The following is a 20,303-nucleotide window of genomic DNA, read 5'->3' as shown; positions in this document are numbered from 1 at the left end:
AAGGTAGGCGATGAAAGCTGCACGCTCTTTAAAGTTGAAAAAACAAGAAGATAAAGCCAGTTTTGTTAAGTGGCGTTTTGTCTTGCTCTGCGGGGGCATTTCGCTTGCTTTAATCGGGCTTTTGATTCGAGTGGCTTATTTGCAGATTATCAACCCTGACCGTTTGGTGAAAGAGGGGGATTCCCGCTCTTTGCGTGTCCAGTCCATTCCTACCTCTCGTGGCATGATTAACGACCGCAATGGGCGTCCGCTGGCTGTCAGCGTACCGGTAGATGCCGTCTGGGCGGACCCGAAAGAAGTCTTTGAAAAAGGCGGGATTACGGATGATACCCGTTGGCAAGCGTTGGCTGATGCACTCTCTATTCCTCTAGACCAACTCACCAGTAAAATTAATGAATATCCTAAAGGTCGATTCGTCTATCTTGCCCGTCAGGTTAATACCTCAATTGGCGATTATGTCGGAAAACTGAAACTCCCGGGTATCTATTTGCGTCAGGAGTCCCGCCGTTATTATCCGGCCGGTCAGGTGACGGCACACATTATCGGTGTGACCAATATCGATGGCAATGGTATTGAAGGGGTGGAAAAGAGTTTCGACAGCTGGCTGACGGGTAAACCGGGTAGCCGGACTGTTCGTAAGGATCGTAACGGTCGGGTTATTGAGGATATCTCATCTGTAGACAGCAGGGCTGCTCATGATTTGGCGCTCAGTATTGATGAACGTCTACAGACATTGGTCTATCGGGAATTAACTAAAGCCGTCGTACTTAACAAAGCTGAATCCGGTACAGCCGTATTAGTAGATGTTAATACCGGCGAAGTTCTGGCAATGGCAAACAGCCCGTCCTATAACCCGAATAATCTGGCTGGCACTCCCAAAGATGCGATGCGTAACCGGGCTATCACTGACATGTTTGAACCCGGCTCCACGATAAAACCGCTGGTTGTGATGAGCGCGCTGAATAATGGGATTGTCAAAGAAAATACCGTATTGGATACCAGACCCTACCGGTTGATGTATGGTTCGAGAGGCCATGAAATTAAAGACGTTGCCCCTCGCTCTGAATTAACCATCACGGGGATCTTACAGAAGTCGAGTAACGTTGGTGTTTCTAAACTGGCGTTAGCGATGCCCGCCTCAGAGCTGGTAGATGTGTATTACCGCTTTGGGATGGGAAAACCGACCGATTTGGGGTTGGTCGGAGAAAAGAGTGGCGTATTTCCAAAAAATAGACAAAGGTGGTCAGATCTTGAGAGGGCCACCTTCTCCTTCGGCTACGGGCTGATGGTAACACCGTTACAGTTAGCGCGAGTCTATGCAACGATAGGTAGTCTGGGTGTTTATCGTCCATTATCGATTACCAAAGTTGATCCCCCCGTTCCGGGAACCCGGGTATTTCCTGAGCATATTATGCGCACAGTGGTACACATGATGGAAAGTGTGGCACTACCCGGTGGTGGTGGGGTACGTGCGGCGATAAAAGGTTATCGTATTGCGATTAAAACCGGTACGGCTAAAAAGGTCGGGCCGGACGGTAAATATGTAAATAAATATATTTCCTATACCGCAGGTGTTGCACCTGCGAGTAATCCACGTTTTGCACTGGTTGTGATTATCGATGATCCACAGGCAGGAAAATATTATGGCGGTGCAGTTTCAGCGCCTATCTTCGGTGCCATCATGAGTGGTGTTCTCCGTACGATGAATGTTGAGCCTGATGCCTTGCCTGCGGACGATAAAAAAGAGTTTGTAGTTGATAACTAATTAATAACTAATCTGTGATGAATAAATAAAAAGAGGATAAAAGTGGAAGATCGTAATTTACGCGATTTGTTAGCTCTCTGGGGGATTAACGCCCCTGAGCTTCCGCTACGAGAAATGACATTGGACAGCCGCAAAGCGGCTGCCGGAGATCTGTTTGTTGCGGTTAAAGGGCATCAGGCAGATGGTCGAAAATACATTCCTCAAGCCATCGCTCAGGGGGTCGCTGCGGTGATCGCTGAAGCGGAGGGAAAAGCGGATAACGGCACCATTCAGGAAATGCACGGTGTTCCGGTTATCTATTTTGATGATTTAAATAATAAACTGTCGAAATTGGCAGGTGAATTTTATCAGCACCCGGGTAACAAATTAAAGCTGGTTGGCGTCACAGGAACCAACGGTAAAACAACAACAACACAATTGTTGGCACAGTGGAGTCAGGGGCTGGGAGAAACCAGTGCCGTGATGGGAACGGTGGGAAATGGTCTGCTGGGCATGACGGTTCCAACTGAAAATACGACAGGTTCAGCCGTTGACATTCAGCTTGATTTACAGCAACTCGTCAATCAGAAAGCAACGTTTGCAGCAATGGAAGTTTCATCACATGGCTTAATTCAAAGCCGTGTAGCATCGTTACCGTATCAGGCCGCTGTTTTTACTAATTTAAGCCGTGATCACCTTGATTATCATGGCGATATGGAAAGCTACGAAGAAGCCAAATGGCTGCTGTTCAGCACGCATAACGTTAAACAAAAAATTATTAATGCTGATGATGACATCGGTCTGAAATGGTTATCCCACTTACCTGATGCAGTGTTATCTGAAACCGTCGCTGTCACGATGGAAAATCGCCTGCCGGAAAACTGGCAGGGGCGGTGGTTATCGGCAAAAGACATTCATTACCACGATAAAGGCGCGTCTATTACCTTCACATCCAGCTGGGGAAGCGGAACTATTGAAAGTCCTCTGATGGGAGCCTTTAATGTCAGCAACCTGTTATTAGCTCTTGCAACGCTATTATCACTAGAATATCCGTTAGAAAAACTGCTGGCAACTGTATCTTGTCTGATCCCGGTTTGTGGGCGAATGGAAGTATTTGCAGCCTCAGGCCGTCCTACGGTAGTCGTCGATTATGCTCACACACCGGATGCACTGGAAAAAGCCCTGGCAGCAGCAAGATTGCACTGCAAAGGGCAGCTCTGGTGTGTATTCGGTTGTGGAGGCGATCGCGATAAGGGCAAACGCCCATTAATGGGAGGTGTTGCTGAGCAAGAGGCAGATCGGGTGGTTGTGACTGATGACAATCCACGTAGCGAAGAGCCTCAGTCCATAGTTGCGGATATTCTGACAGGCTTCATCGATCCGGGCCGTGCGATGGTGATTCATGGGCGTGTTGAAGCAGTTACCAGTGCCATTATGCAGGCGGCAGAAGACGATGTTGTGTTAGTCGCAGGTAAAGGCCATGAAGACTATCAATTGGTAGGGAACCGCCGTCTGGATTATTCAGATCGTCTGACAGTTGCGCGTCTGTTGGGGGTGACAGCATGATCTCACTGACTCTACAACAGCTGGCACAAGTGACCGAGGGAACGTTACATCACGTTTCCGGGCAACAGGCGGCCATTATCCGTATTGAAGCGGTGACAACTGACAGCCGCAAAATCACAGGTGGTGATCTGTTCATTGCTTTAAAAGGGGAAAACTTTGATGCTCATAACTTCGCGGCTGATGTAGCGAAGCAAGGTGCCGCTGTTTTGTTGGTCGAGCGACCTCTTGAAGTGGATTGCCCTCAGGTGGTTGTAGAAGACACCCGTTTGGCAATGGGCAAACTGGCGGGCTGGGTTCGCGGGCAAAGCAATGCACGAATTGTTGCATTGACGGGATCTTCCGGCAAAACCTCCGTGAAAGAGATGACTGCTGCGATTTTACGTCAATGCGGTAATACGCTTTATACCGCAGGCAACTTTAATAACGATATCGGTGTACCGTTAACCCTGTTCCGCCTTACGCCGGAACACCAGTTTGCGGTTATTGAGCTGGGTGCTAACCATATTGGTGAAATTGCGTATACCACTGATATGGTTCGGCCTGAAAGTGCGCTGGTTAATAATCTGTTTTCTGCCCATCTGGAAGGATTTGGCTCACTGGCGGGAGTGGCCAAAGCAAAAGGTGAAATTTTTGCAGGGCTTTTGTCCACAGGCACCGCCATTATCAATCTGGACAGCAATGACTGGCATAACTGGCAGCAGAGCATCAGTGATCAGCAGACGGTATGGCGTTTTTCCATTACACCTGCGGCAGACGCCGATTTTTATGTGACAGATATTCAGGAGCAGCCTCTGGAAACGCGCTTCTGTCTGCATACACCAATCGGCAATTGTGAAATCGCGTTGCCGTTGCCCGGAAGACACAATATAGCCAATGTCTTAGCCGCCAGTGCGCTGGCGATTTCAGTCGGAGCATCCCTTGATGATATTCGTACCGGTTTATTAGGGCTGAAAGCGGTGCCGGGGCGGTTATTCCCGGTTTCTCTGGCCGCCGGAAAAGTGGTGCTGGATGATACTTATAATGCCAATCCCGGCTCCATGATTGCTGCCGCACAGGTATTAGCCCGGATGCCCGGCTATCGCGTGATGGTAGTCAGCGATATGGGTGAATTGGGTGAGCAGGCGATTGAGTGCCACCGTCAGGTTGGTGAAGCTGTTGCATCGACAGACATTGAACAACTGCTTAGCGTCGGGCCTTTAAGTGCTCATATTAGTGATGCAAGTGGTCGTGGTCAGCATTTTTCCAGCAAGGCCGAGTTAGTTGCAGCACTGCTTCCTGTATTGAAGCAACACGAAACGATTTCTGTATTAATTAAAGGTTCACGCAGCGCCAAAATGGAAGAGGTAGTGGACTCACTGAAGGAGAACTTCCAATGTTAGTTTGGCTGGCTGAGTATCTGGTTAAGTATCATACAGGATTTAACGTCTTTTCCTATCTGACGTTCAGAGCGATTGTCGGCTTGCTGACTGCGTTGTCTATTGCATTGTGGATGGGGCCAACTCTGATTGCTTATCTGCAAAAGTTACAGATCGGTCAGGTTGTACGTAACGATGGGCCGGAGTCCCATTTCAGCAAGCGCGGAACACCGACGATGGGCGGGTTGCTGATCCTGTTTTCTATTACTATTTCTGTCCTGCTATGGGCGCGTCTGGATAACCCTTATGTCTGGTGTGTACTGGCTGTACTGCTGGGTTACGGCATCGTTGGGTTCGTTGATGACTATCGGAAGGTTGTCCGTAAAGACACGAAGGGGTTGATTGCCCGCTGGAAATATTTCTGGCAGTCCGTACTGGCGCTTGGTGTGGCATTTGCGATGTACAGCATTGGTAAAGACACGTCGGCGACACAATTGGTTGTGCCGTTTTTCAAAGATGTGATGCCGCAGCTTGGCCTGCTGTACATCTTGCTGACTTATTTCGTAATTGTCGGAACCAGTAATGCCGTTAACCTGACCGATGGGCTGGATGGTCTGGCAATTATGCCAACCGTACTGGTGGCAGCCGGTTTTGCATTAGTGGCATGGGCAACAGGTAACGTCAATTTTGCCAATTATTTGCATATTCCTTACCTGAGCCATGCCGGTGAATTAGTGATTGTCTGCACCGCAATTGTCGGAGCAGGGCTGGGTTTCCTGTGGTTTAACACCTATCCGGCACAGGTTTTCATGGGTGATGTTGGCTCACTGGCTCTGGGAGGAGCGCTGGGAACCATCGCGGTGTTACTGCGTCAGGAATTTCTGCTGGTCATTATGGGCGGGGTGTTTGTTGTGGAAACACTGTCCGTTATTTTGCAGGTTGGCTCGTTCAAATTACGCGGGCAGCGTATTTTCCGTATGGCTCCTATTCATCATCACTATGAGCTGAAAGGCTGGCCGGAGCCACGCGTTATTGTACGTTTCTGGATTATTTCCCTGATGCTGGTACTGATTGGTCTGGCAACATTGAAGGTACGTTAATCATGACTGAACGGATCATGACAAAATACGAAGGTAAAAAAGTCGTTATTGTTGGGCTGGGGTTAACCGGCCTTTCCTGCGTTGACTTTTTCATGGCGCGTGGCGTGATTCCTCGTGTGATGGATACCCGTATCGTACCGCCGGGAAGTGACAAGCTGCCTGATAATGTTGAATGTCACACCGGCAGCTTCAACAAACAATGGCTGATGGAAGCTGATTTAATCGTCTCCAGTCCGGGTATTGCACTGGCAACACCTGAACTCAAGGCCGCGGCTGATGCTGGCATTGAAATAGTCGGAGATATTGAACTGTTCTGCCGTGAGGCAACAGCGCCGATTGTGGCGATTACGGGTTCAAATGGTAAAAGCACAGTAACCACTCTGGTGGGTGAAATGGCGAAAGCCGCTGGATGGCAGGTTGGAGTTGGAGGGAATATCGGTGTCCCGGCTCTGGAGTTACTGAAAAAACCTTGTCAGCTATATGTTTTGGAGCTTTCCAGTTTTCAGCTTGAGACAACTTACAGCCTGCGGGCAGCCGCTGCGACCGTGCTGAATGTCACCGAAGACCATATGGTTCGCTACCCTGAAGGGCTGGCTCAATATCGCGCAGCCAAGCTGCGCATCTATGATCAGTCCAAAGTATGTGTTGTGAATGAGCAGGATGATCTGACCCTGCCGGTAGCAGGTAAAGACAGCCGTTGTATCAGTTTTGGTGTAGGAAGTGGTGATTACCGGCTTGACAGTGAACAGCAACAATTAGTTGCCAATCAACAGCCCGTCCTGTCTACACGTGAGATGTGTCTGACAGGTCAGCATAATTACACTAACGCGCTTGCTGCGCTGGCGCTGGCCGATGCGGTTAATATCCCCCGTGAAGCAAGTCTGCGGGCACTGCGTACTTATCAGGGGCTGGCTCACCGTTTTCAGGTAGTTCATATGAGAAACGGTATTCGCTGGGTCAACGATTCCAAAGCCACAAATGTCGGCAGCACTCAGGCAGCACTGAGTGGCCTGATGCTGGAGGGAACACTTTACCTGTTAGTCGGTGGAGACGGGAAAGAAGCTGATTTCACCCCTCTTCGGTCTTATTTAGCCGGAAATAACATTCGTCTTTATTGTTTTGGTCGTGATGGAAATCAACTGGCGCAGCTGCGTCCTGAAATTTCCACACTGACGGATACGATGGAACAGGCCATGAGGGAAATTACCCCCAAATTGGTTAGCGGAGACATGGTGTTATTGTCACCGGCCTGTGCGAGCTTTGATCAGTTTAGTGGTTTTGAACAGCGGGGTGATGAGTTCTCCCGTTTGGCGGAGGAGTTGGGTTAATGATCATTCCGGGCCTCGGTAAATTTAAAAATTGGCTGGCGGGTAATGTGGAGACAGATCCCACAGATATCGTCATGTATGATCGTACCCTGGTCTGGATGGTACTTGGGTTAGCGGCGATTGGTTTTGTGATGGTGACATCGGCTTCAATGCCAGTCGGGCAGCGTCTTGCTCAGGATCCATTTATCTTTTCGAATCGCGATGCAGCTTATCTGGGGCTGTCATTTGGCCTGTCGCTGATTACGCTGCGCATTCCGATGGCGTTCTGGCAGCGTTACAGCATTGTTATGTTATTAATGACGATCATGATGCTGGTTGTCGTGCTGTTTGTGGGTAGCTCAGTGAATGGGGCATCTCGTTGGGTAGCCATAGGCCCTTTACGTATTCAGCCGGCGGAATTATCGAAGTTGTCACTCTTTTGTTACCTCTCCAGTTATCTGGTGAGAAAAGTCGAAGAGGTGAGAAACAACTTCTGGGGGTTCTGTAAGCCGATGGGCGTCATGATCGCGCTGGCTGTCCTGCTGCTGGCCCAACCCGATTTGGGAACCGTGGTTGTACTGTTTGTAACAACTCTGGCTCTGTTATTTTTGGCGGGGGCAAAACTGTGGCAGTTTCTTGCCATCATTGGCTGCGGCATCTTTGCGGTTATCGTGTTGATTATTGCGGAACCATACCGCGTGCGCAGGGTAACTTCTTTCCTGAATCCGTGGGATGACCCTTTCGGTAGTGGCTATCAGCTTACACAATCTCTGATGGCATTTGGGCGCGGAGACTTTTTCGGGCAAGGGCTTGGGAATTCAGTTCAGAAACTGGAATATCTGCCGGAAGCCCACACTGACTTTATTTTCTCCATTTTAGGGGAAGAATTAGGTTATTTAGGTGTGGTTTTGGTGTTGGCAATGGTATTCTTCGTCGCTTTCCGCGCAATGATGATTGGCCGCCGCGCATTGCAGCTCGATCAGCGATTTGCAGGTTTTCTGGCCTGTGCCATTGGTCTGTGGTTCAGCTTTCAGGCATTCATCAATGTGGGTGCAGCTTCAGGGATGTTACCGACGAAAGGGCTGACATTGCCTCTTGTCAGTTATGGTGGTTCGAGCTTGATCGTGATGTCAACGGCCATCGTTTTATTATTGCGAATTGATTATGAAGTGCGTCTGGCAAAAGCGCAGGCGTTCGTAAGGAGCCCTAAATGAGTGGCAAAAACCGGCGGTTGATGGTAATGGCGGGCGGAACCGGAGGCCATGTGTTTCCGGGGCTGGCGGTTGCCCATTATTTGAAAGAACAGGGCTGGGAGATTCGCTGGTTGGGAACAGCTGATCGCATGGAGGCTGATTTAGTTCCGAAACATGGCATAGAGATCGAGTTTATTCAGATTTCAGGGTTGCGGGGCAAAGGGATAAAAGCGTTACTTGCTGCACCTATCAGAATTTTTAAGGCAATCCGGCAGGCAAAAACGATTATCCGACGTTATCAGCCGGACGTAGTGCTGGGAATGGGAGGATACGTCTCAGGGCCGGGCGGTATTGCTGCATGGTTGTGTGGGGTTCCGGTTGTTCTCCATGAACAGAACGGTATCGCAGGATTAACCAACCGCTGGCTGGCTAAAATTGCAAAAACAGTTTTGCAGGCTTTTCCGGGAGCATTTCCGGATGCTCCGGTGGTCGGTAATCCGGTTCGTAAAGATGTGTTGGCATTACCTGCACCAGCACAGCGCCTCGCAGACAGACAAGGGCCTGTGCGCGTTCTTATTGTTGGTGGTAGTCAGGGTGCAAGAATTCTGAACCAGACAATGCCAGAAGCCGCTTCCCGTCTGGGAGACAGTATCTCTGTATGGCATCAGGCGGGCAAAGGTGCACAGGCAGAAACACAGAAAAAATATGCTGATTTAGCTGTCGCTGATTTCAGGGTGACTGAGTTTATTGATGATATGGCGCAGGCTTACGCGTGGGCTGATATCGTCATTTGCCGCTCTGGTGCGTTGACCGTCAGTGAAATTTCAGCGGCAGGTTTACCGGCGATTTTTGTACCGTTTCAGCATAAAGATCGCCAGCAATATTGGAATGCGTTGCCGCTGGAACAAGCAGGAGCAGCAAAAATACTTGAACAGCCTCAATTTACGGCGGATGCCGTCGTGGAATTGCTGAAACAGTGGCAGCGTCCGCAATTGCAGGAAATGGCAGAAAAAGCTCATTCTGTTGCCATTATCGATGCTACTGAACGAGTAGCTGCGGCATTGATTGATGCCGCTAAAAAATAGAATTCAGGCCGTTCTGTGGGTTTTTAAGATACCGGCAGGGCGGAGAAGTAAACATAACTAGTGAAGATTAAAACGTGAATATACAACAGTTGGCGAAATTAAGAGCTTCAGTGCCTGAAATGAGAAAAGTCAGGCATATCCACTTTGTTGGCATTGGTGGTGCTGGCATGGGTGGGATCGCCGAGGTGTTGGCCAATGAAGGTTATCAGATAAGTGGTTCTGATCTCGCTCCTAATCCTGTTACGCAGCAACTGATTGAACTGGGAGCAACTATTTATTTTAATCACCGCGCGGAGAATGTACGCAATGCCAGCGTGGTCGTTGCATCAACAGCAATTCCTGCCGATAACCCAGAAATTATTGCGGCCCGTGAAGCCCGTATCCCGGTTATCCGTCGTGCAGAGATGCTGGCAGAGCTGATGCGCTACCGACATGGCATCGCTGTTGCGGGAACGCATGGCAAAACGACGACGACAGCAATGATTGCAGGTATCTATGCTCAGGCTGGCCTTGATCCTACTTTTGTCAATGGCGGGTTGGTCAAGTCTGCGGGTACTCATGCTCGTCTTGGTACCAGCCGTTACCTGATCGCTGAAGCGGATGAAAGCGATGCGTCTTTCCTGCACTTGCAACCCATGATGGCGGTGGTAACCAATATTGAACCCGATCATATGGATACCTATCAGGGAGACTTTGAAAACCTGAAGCAGACTTTTGTCAACTTCCTGTATAATTTGCCATTTTATGGTCGGGCCGTGATGTGTATTGATGATCCGGTTGTGAAGGAGTTAATTCCGCGTATCGGTCGTTATGTGACGACTTATGGCTTCAGCAAAGAGGCTGACGTTCGCATTACCCATTATGAACAGAAGGGTGCACAGGGTTTCTTTACCATCAGCCGTGAAGATTTACCTGAACTTCATGTTGTCCTGAATGCTCCGGGAAAACATAACGCACTGAATGCAACAGCCGCTGTGGCTGTCGCAACTGAAGAAGGCATTGATGATACAGCGATTCTGGCATCGCTCGCTGAATTTCAGGGAACCGGACGCCGCTTTGACTTCTTGGGTGATTTTTCTCTCAGGAATATTAACAACAAAGAAGGCAGTGTCATGTTGGTTGATGATTATGGTCATCACCCGACTGAAGTTGATGCGACAGTGAAGGCTGCGCGAGCTGGCTGGCCAGATAAACGTATCGTTATGGTATTCCAGCCTCACCGTTATACCAGAACGCGTGATTTGTACGATGACTTTGCCAATGTATTGAATCAGGTGGATGTGTTGTTAATGCTGGATGTTTATTCTGCCGGGGAAACTCCGATACCGGGTGCGGACAGCCGTTCCTTATGTCGTACTATTCGCAGTCGAGGGAAGCTAGACCCGATACTGGTGTCAGAACCGGAGCAAATTTCGGTCATGCTGTCACAAATAATGGAAAACAACGACTTAGTATTAGTACAGGGTGCCGGTAATATCGGTAAAATAGCGCGCAATTTGGCTGAAACAAAATTACAGCCGTCTTTTAATGAAGGGGAGCATCATGGCTGATAAGGTCGCTGTCTTGTTGGGAGGAACTTCTGCTGAACGTGAAGTTTCACTGCAATCCGGGCAGGCTGTTGTAGCTGGGTTGAAGGAAGCAGGTATTAATGCACATTCAGTCGATACAAAATACTTTGATGTGACTAAACTCAAGGAAGAAGGGTTCAGCAAAGTCTTTATCGCCCTGCATGGACGTGGTGGTGAAGATGGTACAGTACAGGGCGTACTGGAATTTTTGCAGCTTCCTTATACCGGCAGCGGCGTAATGGCATCCGCTTTATCAATGGATAAATTGCGCACAAAGCAGTTATGGCAAGGGGCAAAACTGCCTGTTTCTCCCTATGTTGTGATTAATTCTCATCAATTTGAACAACTTAATGATTTTCAAATCAAAGAATATGTTCAAGAATTAGGGCTGCCATTAATGGTTAAGCCAAATCTGGAAGGTTCCAGTGTTGGCATGACAAAAGTGAACGACTACTCCGAGTTGCGTGGAGCACTGGAGCTGGCATTCCAATATGACCAAATTATCTTGGTTGAGAAATGGATGTTTGGCCCGGAATATACAGTGGCATTTCTTGGTGATGAAGTTCTTCCCTCCATTCGTATTCAGGCACCGGAAGTATTTTATGACTATGATGCGAAATATATCTCAAACGAAACTAAATATTTCTGCCCTAGTGGTTTAAGTGCAGAAAAAGAGCAAGAGTTGGCGGATCTCGCATTAAGAGCCTACAAGATCGTGGGATGTAGTGGCTGGGGAAGGGTTGATATCATGGATGATGGAAATGGCAATTTCTATCTACTGGAAGTGAACACTTCTCCGGGCATGACAAGTCATAGTCTGGTGCCTCAGGCTGCGCGTCAGACGGGATTAAGTTTTTCACAATTAGTAGCGAGAATTCTGGAGCTGGCTGATTGATATGTCACAGGCAGCCCGGAATACGCGGGAAATTGAAGTTCGGAGTTCCCGCCCCAGTAATGGTTATTATCTGGCAGGGTTCCTCTTCTTCCTGATGGTGGTTGGCACTGTCATATGGGGAGGCTGGGTAACCTTAGAGTGGATGAAGGATTCAAACCGGCTGCCACTCTCAAAACTGGTGTTGACAGGCCAGCGGCATTACACCACGGATGATGATGTCAGGCAGGCAATACTGTCACTGGGCACGCCAGAGACATTTATGACACAGGATGTCAATGTCATTCAGGGCCAGATAGAGCGGCTGCCATGGGTCCGTCAGGTCACTGTACGTAAACAATGGCCTGATGAACTGAAAATTCATCTGGTAGAATACGTCCCTTATGTGCGTTGGAACGATACGCACATGCTGGATAAAGAAGGAAGAGTATTCAGTTTGCCTATCGAACGTAGCGCCGGAGGGCATTATTCCATGCTCTATGGCCCGGAAGGCAAAGAAAAAGTCGTATTGGCAGAATATCGCACAATGGCTGAACAGCTTGCTGCACATAAAATGAAATTGAAAGCAGTGATCATGACGGCTCGTAATTCCTGGCAACTGGTACTGGATAATGACGTCCGGCTGGAATTGGGTAATAAAGATCAAGAAGGGCGCATTCAGCGTTTTATTGAACTTTACCCTGTGTTGCAGAAAAACACGCAAAAACGTGTGGCTTATGTGGACTTACGTTATGACAGTGGTGCTGCGGTTGGCTGGGCTCCTTTATTAACTGACGCACCGGCTTCAATGAACGGGCAAGAAAATAAATAGTGACTGGCAATAATACAGAGACAGGCAGAACAACGATGATCAAATCAACGGACAGAAAATTGGTAGTTGGCCTTGAAATCGGGACAGCAAATGTATCTGCCCTGGTTGGTGAAATTCTGCCCGATGGTATGGTTAATATTATCGGAGTGGGAAATTGCCCATCCCGCGGCATGGATAAAGGCGGCGTCAACGATCTTGAATCAGTCGTTAAATGCGTCCAGCGTGCGATTGATCAGGCTGAGTTAATGGCAGATTGCCAAATATCTTCAGTTTATCTGGCGCTGTCTGGCAAACATATTAGTTGCCAGAACGAAATTGGCATGGTGCCAATTTCAGAAGAAGAAGTAACACAGGATGATGTGGACAGTGTTGTCCATACAGCCAAATCGGTTCGTGTTCGCGATGAGCACCGTATTTTGCATGTGATCCCACAAGAATACGCTATCGATTATCAGGAAGGTATCAAAAACCCAGTCGGGCTTTCCGGTGTGCGTATGCAGGCGAAAGTGCATTTGATTACCTGCCATAACGACATGGCAAAAAATATTGTAAAAGCTGTTGAGCGTTGTGGGCTGAAAGTTGACCAGCTTATTTTTGCAGGATTAGCGGCAAGTTATGCTGTTTTGACAGAAGATGAGCGTGAATTAGGGGTATGTGTCGTTGATATCGGCGGCGGAACGATGGATATCGCGGTATATACTGGCGGTGCATTGCGTCATACCAAAGTGATCCCATATGCAGGAAATGTTGTTACCAGTGATATTGCCTATGCATTTGGTACACCGCCGAGTGACGCTGAGACCATCAAGGTACGCCACGGTTGCGCACTGGGTTCGATAGTCAGCAAGGATGAAAGCGTTGAAGTTCCGAGTGTGGGAGGACGCCCTCCCCGCAGTTTGCAACGCCAGACTCTGGCTGAGGTTATTGAGCCACGTTATACCGAACTGCTGAATTTAGTCAATGATGAAATTTTACGATTGCAGGAGCAATTGCGTCAGCAGGGGGTAAAACATCATCTGGCCGCAGGGATCGTTTTAACAGGTGGGGGTGCTCAGATAGATGGGTTGGCTGAGTGTGCCCAACGAGTATTTCATACTCAGGTACGTATTGGACGTCCCCTGAACATTACCGGCCTGACAGATTACGTGCAGGAGCCTTGCTACTCAACAGCAGTCGGGCTTCTGCATTATGGCAAAGAATCCCACCTTGGCGGCGATTCTGATGCTGATAAAAGAACTTCAGTAAGCGGCTGGTTCAAAAAAGTCAGTAGCTGGCTGAGAAAAGAATTTTGATTTTTTATACAGAGGCCGTGAAAATGATGTCGGCCTCGACATAAAGGCACAAAACGGAGAGAAATTATGTTTGAACCACTGGAATTAACCAATGACGCGGTGATTAAAGTCATCGGCGTCGGCGGTGGCGGCGGTAATGCTGTTGAACATATGGTGCGTGAGCGTATTGAAGGTGTCGATTTCTTTGCGGTTAACACTGATGCTCAGGCATTGCGTAAAACAGCTGTCGGTCAGACCATCCAGATTGGCAACGGCATTACAAAAGGATTGGGCGCTGGTGCAAACCCTGAGGTCGGACGTACAGCGGCGGAAGAAGACCGCGAATCACTGCGTACGGCACTGGAAGGGGCCGATATGGTATTTATCGCTGCCGGTATGGGTGGCGGTACAGGAACCGGTGCTGCTCCCGTTGTGGCTGAGATTGCCAAAGAGCTTGGAATTCTGACCGTTGCTGTTGTCACCAAGCCATTTAATTTTGAAGGCAAAAAACGTATGGCCTTCGCGGAGCAGGGGATCACTGAACTGTCCAAACATGTGGACTCACTGATCACTATTCCAAACGATAAATTGCTGAAAGTGCTGGGCCGTGGCATCTCTCTGTTGGATGCATTTGGTGCAGCCAATGACGTGCTGAAAGGTGCGGTTCAGGGTATCGCTGAACTGATCACGCGTCCCGGCTTGATGAATGTTGACTTCGCTGACGTTCGTACTGTGATGTCCGAAATGGGTTATGCCATGATGGGTTCTGGTATCGCGCAGGGCGAAGACCGTGCGGAAGAGGCGGCTGAAATGGCTATTTCCAGCCCATTGCTGGAAGACATCGATCTGTCCGGAGCGCGTGGTGTACTGGTCAACATTACAGCGGGCTTTGATCTGCGTCTGGATGAATTTGAAACAGTGGGTAATACTATCCGTGCATTTGCTTCAGACAATGCAACGGTGGTTATCGGTACATCACTGGATCCGGATATGAATGATGAGCTGCGTGTCACTGTGGTAGCCACGGGTATTGGGATGGATAAACGTCCTGAAATTACGCTGGTGACTAATAACAAAGCATCGCAGCCAAATACATTGGATCGCCGCTATCAGCAAATGCCTGGTGGAATTTCATCATTACCTGATGAAAATAAACCAGCAGCAAAAGTGGTCAATGACCAAAATGCACAGACAAGTAAAGAACCTGATTATCTAGATATTCCGGCATTTTTGCGCAAGCAGGCTGACTGATAGCTAAAAAATTGGTTTCTCCGCTTTTTGTGTTAAAATATTCTGCCAATCATATTTTATAGTGATTGGCAGGATTAGTAATATTGCGAGAGATAAACGATGATCAAACAAAGGACATTAAAACGTATTGTTCAGGCGACAGGTGTCGGTTTACATACCGGTAAAAAAGTCACATTAACAATGCGTCCCGCGCCGGCTAATACCGGGGTCATCTATCGTCGTACTGACTTGAATCCCCCGGTAGATTTCCCGGCTGATGCCAAATCCGTGCGTGATACTATGCTCTGCACTTGTCTGGTAAATGAACAAAATGTGCGAATCTCAACTGTTGAGCATCTGAATGCGGCACTGGCAGGTTTGGGTATCGATAATATTGTTATTGATGTTGACGCGCCAGAAATTCCGATTATGGATGGTAGCGCCAGCCCGTTTGTCTTCCTGTTATTGGATGCAGGCATTGAAGAGCTGAACGTTGCGAAAAAATTCGTGCGTATGAAAGATACAGTTCGCGTGGAAGAGGGTGATAAATGGGCTGAACTGGCACCATATCACGGTTTTAGTCTGGATTTCACCATTGACTTTAAACATCCGGCGATTGATTCCAGCACTCAGCGTTATAGTCTGGATTTTTCGGCAGATTCTTTTGTTCGCCAGATTAGTCGTGCGCGTACTTTTGGATTTATGCGTGACATTGAGTACCTGCAATCTCAGGGTTTGTGCTTAGGCGGCAGCTTTGATTGTGCGATCGTGGTAGATGATTACCGCGTACTCAATGAAGATGGCCTGCGCTTTGAGGATGAGTTTGTCCGACATAAAATGTTGGATGCCATCGGTGACCTGTTTATGTGTGGTTATAACATTATTGGCGCATTTACTGCGTTTAAATCAGGTCATGCTTTGAATAATAAACTGTTACAGGCAGTTTTGGCGCAGGAAAGTGCTTGGGAATTTGTCACATTTGAAGATGAAGCTGAAATGCCACTGGCTTTCCGCGCACCATCAACAGTGTTGGCATATTAATACAGTCGATTGTTAAGACAGTAGATTATTAATACAGCTATTATTGATAATCTATGTATTGAGAATATTCTTATGATTCATCAGTGGGTTATGTTATCTATTACGCTCCTCTCGCTGATGTTTTTTATTCAGCGCTAACGTTTCATCTTGGCTGTACTGGTACTCTCTCCGGCCAGCGCAGCCAATCGCTCCAACCTTCTTTTCAATTTTTCAGGGCTACGTTCGGCCAATGCTATCAATGTTTCTGCACTTTCATGGCTTAGTTGGCGAGTTGGTAAGCTCTGGCTATCATTATTAAGTTTTCTTTCTGATATTTTTTCGACACTCTGTTCATTATTATGACTTTTAACCATTAATGATGGGTTAATCCTGATGTCGATAGAAGATAAAGATGGTAGAATTTCACTTCTTAATGCGGAGAGTAAAACGGGAATTTCATAGTAAAGTCTGGTTTTCCAGCTGGCATTACCTGTTTCCAGCACCAAAATATGTTTACGATAATTTGCGACCCGGCACCAAGGGCGTACTTGCCCCGGAAGCAGGCTAAGAACAGCCCGGTTGAGTTTCAGTAATGCAATGGCATGTCGTTGAATGGCCTGAAGCGGGCTTTTTCCGGCAGATGCCGCATTTTCTGGCTGACTTTCAAACAATAACAAGTCTAGTGATTGTGGGCGGCTATCTCGCATAATAAAGGCGGTTCCAGTATTTATTAATGAAGGTTTCATGAGTATTCTAAATCTTTGGCGACAATTTGGCAGGCGTTATTTTTGGCCTCATCTTTTACTGAGCATGGTTGCTACAGGAATTGGTGTGCCTCCCGTTTTGGCCGGAGCCGCAGAAAGCCTGCCACATACAAATACCTCATCTGCCCAGAGAAACCAAAATCGGGCACTTTCATCATTTGAACATCTGTTTCAGTTACAAAACGCTCAGCGCCAGCCCTCTAATTACTTAAATTATTGGCAACAACACGCTGTTCGTAATGTTATTCGGCAACTTTCTTTTGCTTTTTCTATTTCTGAGCCTGTCAGATATGAAGAAGCAAAAGAAAGTATCCGAGTTGCAGTACCTTTTATGCAACAGATCATGCTGGATACACTGCATGCCATGCTAATACAGGCGCCGACCCGATTTGAATCTGCGGTTGGTGCTGAGACTGTGGCAGCAATTTCTCCGGATGTCCATACACCGGCACTTTGGGTTGCTCAAATTCAGGGTATTAGAGCCGGGCCTGCGGTTGACCATCAATCTTTATTGTAATGTATCTGTCTGATTTCTGATAATAAGACAGTAACTAAATTCGAGTCATATATCCCAATCGACAGCAAGTTGCCTGGCAGCAATTTGAATAATAATGGGTATAAAAGACACAATTGATTGGCTGTAATTGTGGCCTCATTTGAGATGTATTAACTATGTTGATTAAATTACTTACTAAGATTTTTGGTAGCCGTAACGATCGTACCCTGCGTCGTTTGCGTAAATCGGTTGATGTGATCAACCGTATGGAACCTGATTTTGAAAAGCTGTCTGATGAAGAACTAAAAGCTAAAACAGAGCAATTCCGTGCCCGTCTTAAAGAGGGCGAATCACTGGAAAAAATTCTGCCAGAAGCCTTTGCTACAGTACGTGAAGCCAGTAAACGTGTGTTTGGTATGCGTCACTTCGATGTGCAGTTACTGGGTGGTATGGTACTGAATGAGCGCTGTATTGCAGAGATGCGTACAGGTGAAGGTAAAACTCTGACTGCAACATTGCCAGCCTATTTGAACGCACTGAGTGGACGCGGTGTTCATGTTGTTACTGTGAACGATTATCTGGCACAGCGTGATGCTGAAAATAATCGCCCGTTGTTTGAATTTTTGGGACTGAGCGTTGGTATCAACTTACCAAACATGCCAGCTCCAGCAAAACGTGCTGCTTACGCCGCAGATATTACTTATGGTACCAATAACGAATACGGTTTCGATTACCTGCGTGACAACATGGCATTCAGTCCGGAAGAGCGGGTACAACGCAAACTGCATTATGCTCTGGTGGATGAAGTTGACTCCATTCTGATCGATGAAGCTCGTACCCCACTGATTATTTCCGGCCCGGCAGAAGACAGTTCTGAGCTTTATATCAAAGTAGATAAACTGATCCCTCAATTAATCCGACAGGAACAAGAGGATTCAGACACTTTTCAGGGCGAAGGGCACTTCTCTGTTGATGAAAAAACACGTCAGGTTAACCTGACCGAGCGTGGTCTGGTGCTGATTGAAGAGTTGTTGGTGAATGCTAAAGTGATGGATGAAGGTGAATCCCTTTATTCTCCATCCAATATTATGCTGATGCACCATGTAACTGCAGCATTGCGGGCACATGTCTTGTTTACCCGTGATGTTGACTATATCGTTAAAGATGGTGAGGTCATAATTGTTGATGAACACACCGGGCGTACTATGCAGGGGCGTCGTTGGTCTGATGGTTTGCATCAAGCAGTGGAAGCCAAAGAGCATGTTGAGATCCAGAATGAAAACCAGACGCTGGCCTCTATCACCTTCCAGAACTACTTCCGCCTGTATGAAAAACTGGCAGGTATGACAGGTACGGCTGACACCGAAGCCTTTGAATTCAGTTCTATTTATAAACTGGATACCATTGTCGTTCCAACTAACCGTCCGATGATCCGTCAGGATTTACCTGATCTGGTCTACATGACGGAAGCGGAAAAAATTGATGCGATCATTGAAGATATTAAAGAGCGCGTTAATAACAACCAGCCAGTGTTAGTGGGAACTATCTCGATTGAAAAATCAGAAGTGATTTCGAATGCACTGACCAAAGCGGATATTGTGCATAATGTTCTGAACGCGAAATTCCACGCAATGGAAGCCGACATCATTGCACAGGCAGGTCAGGCTGGTACTGTTACTATAGCAACCAACATGGCTGGACGTGGTACGGATATCGTACTGGGGGGAAGCTGGCAGGCAGAAATTGCTAAGCTGGACGAGCCGACAGAAGATCAAATTGAGCAAATCAAAGCGGCATGGCAGGAACGTCATGATGCAGTGCTGGCAGCGGGTGGTTTACATATTATTGGTACAGAGCGTCACGAATCACGCCGTATCGATAACCAGCTGCGTGGTCGTGCTGGTCGCCAGGGGGATGCGGGTTCTTCACGCTTCTACCTCTCAATGGAAGATTCCCTGATGCGTATCTTTGCTTCAGAGCGTGTAACAGGAATGATGCGCAAACTGGGGATGCAGCCGGGCGAAGCGATTGAACACCCATGGGTCACTAAAGCAATTGCCAATGCACAGCGTAAAGTTGAAAGCCGTAACTTCGATATCCGTAAACAATTGCTGGAATATGACGATGTTGCCAATGACCAGCGCCGTGCAATTTATGCGCAACGTAATGACCTGCTTGATGTGAGCGATGTCAGCGAAACCATCTCCAGCATCCGTGAAGATGTTTTCAAAGTGACCATTGATGCTTATATCCCGCCACAATCTCTGGAAGAAATGTGGGATATTCCGGGCTTGGAAGAGCGTTTGGTCAATGACTTTGATCTGCATTTACCAATTAAAGAGTGGCTGGATCAAGAGCCGGAACTCCATGAAGAAACATTGCGAGAGCGCATTCTTGAAAAGGCGATAGAAGTTTATAAACAGAAAGAAGAAATCGTCGGTGCAGAAATGATGCGTAACTTTGAAAAAGGCATCATGCTGCAAACGCTGGATACATTGTGGAAGGAGCATCTGGCGGCAATGGATTATCTGCGTCAGGGCATCCACCTACGTGGTTATGCGCAGAAAGATCCAAAGCAGGAATATAAGCGTGAATCTTTCGCTATGTTTGCCAATATGCTGGAATCACTGAAATATGAAGTTATCAGCACCTTGGGCAAAGTTCAGGTCAGGATGCCGGAAGAAGTGGAAGCTCTTGAACAGCAGCGCCGTGCAGAAGCGGAGCGTCTGGCAAGCCAGCAGCACTTAAGCCATGAGATTGAGCAAGGGGCTTTGATGTCAGAAGCCGAAGCACAAATGGCAAGCGGTTCCCGTAAAGTTGGACGTAACGATCCTTGCCCATGTGGCTCAGGCAAAAAATATAAGCATTGCCACGGTCGTTTATAATTAAAGCCAGCGATAA

General features: G+C 47.7%; 16 protein-coding genes. 15 read left to right on the top strand and 1 reads right to left on the bottom strand.

What is annotated here, in order from left to right:
* Positions 1-10 precede the first annotated feature (10 nt).
* The 13 genes from AACS92_RS03165 (at position 11) to lpxC (ending at position 16,163) form a co-directional block, all read left to right on the top strand.
* Complete coding sequence (locus AACS92_RS03165; RefSeq protein ID WP_099109914.1) at positions 11-1,765, top strand: peptidoglycan glycosyltransferase FtsI; 1,755 nt, start codon at positions 11-13, stop codon at positions 1,763-1,765.
* Positions 1,766-1,807: 42 nt separating this feature from the next.
* On the top strand, positions 1,808-3,310 hold the full coding sequence (murE, locus tag AACS92_RS03160; RefSeq protein WP_099109913.1) for a UDP-N-acetylmuramoyl-L-alanyl-D-glutamate--2,6-diaminopimelate ligase: 1,503 nt from the start codon (positions 1,808-1,810) through the stop codon (positions 3,308-3,310).
* Entirely contained in the window at positions 3,307-4,689 is a 1,383-nt protein-coding gene (gene murF / locus AACS92_RS03155) for a UDP-N-acetylmuramoyl-tripeptide--D-alanyl-D-alanine ligase (RefSeq protein WP_099109912.1), read from the top strand. Before murE ends, murF begins: the two co-directional genes overlap by 4 nt.
* Positions 4,683-5,765 carry a phospho-N-acetylmuramoyl-pentapeptide-transferase gene (gene mraY, locus AACS92_RS03150; protein WP_099109911.1) on the top strand — a complete coding sequence of 361 codons (1,083 nt, stop codon included), beginning with the start codon at positions 4,683-4,685 and terminating at the stop codon, positions 5,763-5,765. Before murF ends, mraY begins: the two co-directional genes overlap by 7 nt.
* 17 nt (positions 5,766-5,782) lie before the next feature.
* Entirely contained in the window at positions 5,783-7,093 is a 1,311-nt protein-coding gene (gene murD / locus AACS92_RS03145; protein ID WP_099109993.1) for a UDP-N-acetylmuramoyl-L-alanine--D-glutamate ligase, read from the top strand.
* A complete protein-coding gene (ftsW, locus tag AACS92_RS03140; protein WP_099109910.1) occupies positions 7,093-8,286 on the top strand; it encodes a cell division protein FtsW in 1,194 nt (397 codons plus the stop codon). Before murD ends, ftsW begins: the two co-directional genes overlap by 1 nt.
* Positions 8,283-9,350 carry an undecaprenyldiphospho-muramoylpentapeptide beta-N-acetylglucosaminyltransferase gene (gene murG, locus AACS92_RS03135; RefSeq protein ID WP_099109909.1) on the top strand — a complete coding sequence of 356 codons (1,068 nt, stop codon included), beginning with the start codon at positions 8,283-8,285 and terminating at the stop codon, positions 9,348-9,350. Before ftsW ends, murG begins: the two co-directional genes overlap by 4 nt.
* A gap of 74 nt (positions 9,351-9,424) precedes the next feature.
* Positions 9,425-10,900, top strand: coding sequence for a UDP-N-acetylmuramate--L-alanine ligase (murC, locus tag AACS92_RS03130; protein WP_099109908.1), 1,476 nt, complete (start codon positions 9,425-9,427; stop codon positions 10,898-10,900).
* Positions 10,893-11,813 carry a D-alanine--D-alanine ligase gene (locus AACS92_RS03125; protein ID WP_099109907.1) on the top strand — a complete coding sequence of 307 codons (921 nt, stop codon included), beginning with the start codon at positions 10,893-10,895 and terminating at the stop codon, positions 11,811-11,813. The genes murC and AACS92_RS03125 overlap by 8 nt, the downstream gene beginning before the upstream one ends.
* A gap of 1 nt (position 11,814) precedes the next feature.
* On the top strand, positions 11,815-12,621 hold the full coding sequence (gene ftsQ / locus AACS92_RS03120; protein ID WP_099109906.1) for a cell division protein FtsQ: 807 nt from the start codon (positions 11,815-11,817) through the stop codon (positions 12,619-12,621).
* Between the two features lie 35 nt (positions 12,622-12,656).
* Positions 12,657-13,913, top strand: a complete 1,257-nt coding sequence (gene ftsA / locus AACS92_RS03115; RefSeq protein WP_086955564.1) for a cell division protein FtsA — start codon at positions 12,657-12,659, stop codon at positions 13,911-13,913.
* 66 nt (positions 13,914-13,979) lie between these two features.
* Positions 13,980-15,143 (top strand): cell division protein FtsZ, encoded by a 1,164-nt coding sequence (gene ftsZ, locus AACS92_RS03110; protein WP_099109905.1) that lies wholly within the window; start codon positions 13,980-13,982, stop codon positions 15,141-15,143.
* Positions 15,144-15,242: 99 nt separating this feature from the next.
* The gene (gene lpxC / locus AACS92_RS03105; RefSeq protein WP_099109904.1) at positions 15,243-16,163 is read left to right on the top strand and encodes a UDP-3-O-acyl-N-acetylglucosamine deacetylase; all 921 of its coding nucleotides are present in this window, start codon (positions 15,243-15,245) and stop codon (positions 16,161-16,163) included.
* Between the two features lie 134 nt (positions 16,164-16,297).
* Here lpxC and AACS92_RS03100 read toward each other — a convergent pair whose 3' ends face one another.
* On the bottom strand, positions 16,298-16,849 hold the full coding sequence (locus AACS92_RS03100; protein ID WP_099109992.1) for a DUF721 domain-containing protein: 552 nt from the start codon (positions 16,847-16,849) through the stop codon (positions 16,298-16,300).
* Positions 16,850-16,886: 37 nt separating this feature from the next.
* Here AACS92_RS03100 and secM point away from each other — a divergent pair, with 37 nt between their 5' ends.
* Together secM and secA are read left to right on the top strand one after the other, a co-directional pair.
* Positions 16,887-17,423, top strand: coding sequence for a secA translation cis-regulator SecM (gene secM, locus AACS92_RS03095; RefSeq protein ID WP_099109903.1), 537 nt, complete (start codon positions 16,887-16,889; stop codon positions 17,421-17,423).
* Between the two features lie 155 nt (positions 17,424-17,578).
* Entirely contained in the window at positions 17,579-20,287 is a 2,709-nt protein-coding gene (gene secA / locus AACS92_RS03090; protein WP_099109902.1) for a preprotein translocase subunit SecA, read from the top strand.
* The last annotated feature ends 16 nt before the right edge of the window (positions 20,288-20,303 follow it).

This window comes from Xenorhabdus sp. KJ12.1, from assembly GCF_963876495.1.
Classification (GTDB): domain Bacteria; phylum Pseudomonadota; class Gammaproteobacteria; order Enterobacterales; family Enterobacteriaceae; genus Xenorhabdus; species Xenorhabdus stockiae.
Note: the sequence above shows the minus strand (reverse complement) of the source record. Positions and strands in the feature narration are given on the sequence as shown.

What these genes read in the sequence shown, in the direction of transcription:
- AACS92_RS03165 (WP_099109914.1), top strand. Translation starts at nt 11, where the DNA reads ATGAAAGCTGCACGCTCTTTAAAGTTGAAAAAACAAGAAGATAAAGCC.
- murF (WP_099109912.1), top strand. Translation starts at nt 3,307, where the DNA reads ATGATCTCACTGACTCTACAACAGCTGGCACAAGTGACCGAGGGAACG.
- mraY (WP_099109911.1), top strand. Translation starts at nt 4,683, where the DNA reads ATGTTAGTTTGGCTGGCTGAGTATCTGGTTAAGTATCATACAGGATTT.
- murD (WP_099109993.1), top strand. Translation starts at nt 5,783, where the DNA reads ATGACAAAATACGAAGGTAAAAAAGTCGTTATTGTTGGGCTGGGGTTA.
- ftsW (WP_099109910.1), top strand. Translation starts at nt 7,093, where the DNA reads ATGATCATTCCGGGCCTCGGTAAATTTAAAAATTGGCTGGCGGGTAAT.
- murG (WP_099109909.1), top strand. Translation starts at nt 8,283, where the DNA reads ATGAGTGGCAAAAACCGGCGGTTGATGGTAATGGCGGGCGGAACCGGA.
- AACS92_RS03125 (WP_099109907.1), top strand. Translation starts at nt 10,893, where the DNA reads ATGGCTGATAAGGTCGCTGTCTTGTTGGGAGGAACTTCTGCTGAACGT.
- ftsQ (WP_099109906.1), top strand. Translation starts at nt 11,815, where the DNA reads ATGTCACAGGCAGCCCGGAATACGCGGGAAATTGAAGTTCGGAGTTCC.
- ftsA (WP_086955564.1), top strand. Translation starts at nt 12,657, where the DNA reads ATGATCAAATCAACGGACAGAAAATTGGTAGTTGGCCTTGAAATCGGG.
- ftsZ (WP_099109905.1), top strand. Translation starts at nt 13,980, where the DNA reads ATGTTTGAACCACTGGAATTAACCAATGACGCGGTGATTAAAGTCATC.
- lpxC (WP_099109904.1), top strand. Translation starts at nt 15,243, where the DNA reads ATGATCAAACAAAGGACATTAAAACGTATTGTTCAGGCGACAGGTGTC.
- AACS92_RS03100 (WP_099109992.1), bottom strand. Translation starts at nt 16,849, where the DNA reads ATGCGAGATAGCCGCCCACAATCACTAGACTTGTTATTGTTTGAAAGT.
- secM (WP_099109903.1), top strand. Translation starts at nt 16,887, where the DNA reads ATGAGTATTCTAAATCTTTGGCGACAATTTGGCAGGCGTTATTTTTGG.
- secA (WP_099109902.1), top strand. Translation starts at nt 17,579, where the DNA reads ATGTTGATTAAATTACTTACTAAGATTTTTGGTAGCCGTAACGATCGT.